An 819-nucleotide genomic window follows, 5' to 3' on the forward strand; every position below is an offset into this window, starting at 1 on the left:
GTGCGGCGGCCGGCGCAGGCGCTGCGGCTTTGTCCTTGTCCTTGTCCGCCTCGCGGGCATGGTGGAAGAAGGCCGAGGCGTAAGGGTTGGCGTCGAAGATGGATTTGTGGTCGCTGCTCTGCGGCTGGTTGACGGCCGCCGCCAGGCTGGCGCCGACCGATTTGAGCGTGGCGATGGTCCCGCGCTGCACTTCCAGCGCCTGGATGCTACCGCGCAGCATGCTCATGTTCAGATTGAGCCAGGTCTCGACGGCTTTCAGGTCGTTGATCTTCTTGTCCAGCTCCTCCACCGACAGGGTGGGCGCCGTCAGCCCGGGCACGCTCATGCTGCCCCACAGGCTCTTGACGAAATCCAGCGTATCGGTCATCACTGCTGCACCTGGTATGTTCGGCATTTGTGGGTGGGCCATGGCGGTCTCCTATAAGAATAACGTCCAGCGTAGCAGATAACAGCGCGTGCTTCAAAAGATTTTGACAACATTGCTGTGTGGGCGCAGGCTCGGGCCGAACACGTTAAACTAGCGGCATGCGCTTACCCACCCATCTATTCCCACGCCGACGCCTGCTGGTTTTATGCGCAGCCACGCTGGCGCTGCATTATCTGGCGATCGATTGGGTGGGGGAGCGGCTCGCCGCGCAGTCGCACCGGCCGTCGCCGCTGCCGTCGTCATTGATGACGGCCCAGCTGCGCCTGGCCCTGCCCAAGCATGTGGAGACGCCGCCCGCTGAAGAGGTCCAGCCCTTGCCGCCGGCCGCCAAGCCGCCCCGCAAGCGCAAGCCCGCGCCCGCACCGGAGCCCGCGCCCGAGCCGGCCGCGCCG

The 819-nt window shown here is 65.4% G+C and carries 1 protein-coding gene and 1 pseudogene; one reads left to right on the top strand and one right to left on the bottom strand.

What is annotated here, in order from left to right; all coding sequences use genetic code 11:
* Nucleotides 1–409: PhaM family polyhydroxyalkanoate granule multifunctional regulatory protein (locus ACUJB0_RS31705; protein ID WP_444848731.1), on the bottom strand; the 409-nt coding region annotated here is incomplete at its 3' end.
* Nucleotides 410–525: 116 nt separating this feature from the next.
* Here ACUJB0_RS31705 and ACUJB0_RS31710 point away from each other — a divergent pair.
* Nucleotides 526–819, top strand: a pseudogene (locus ACUJB0_RS31710) (DUF3108 domain-containing protein); the annotation flags it as partial.

It is taken from the genome of Duganella caerulea (assembly GCF_040362985.1).
GTDB classification, from domain to species: Bacteria; Pseudomonadota; Gammaproteobacteria; order Burkholderiales; family Burkholderiaceae_D; genus Rugamonas; species Rugamonas vulcania.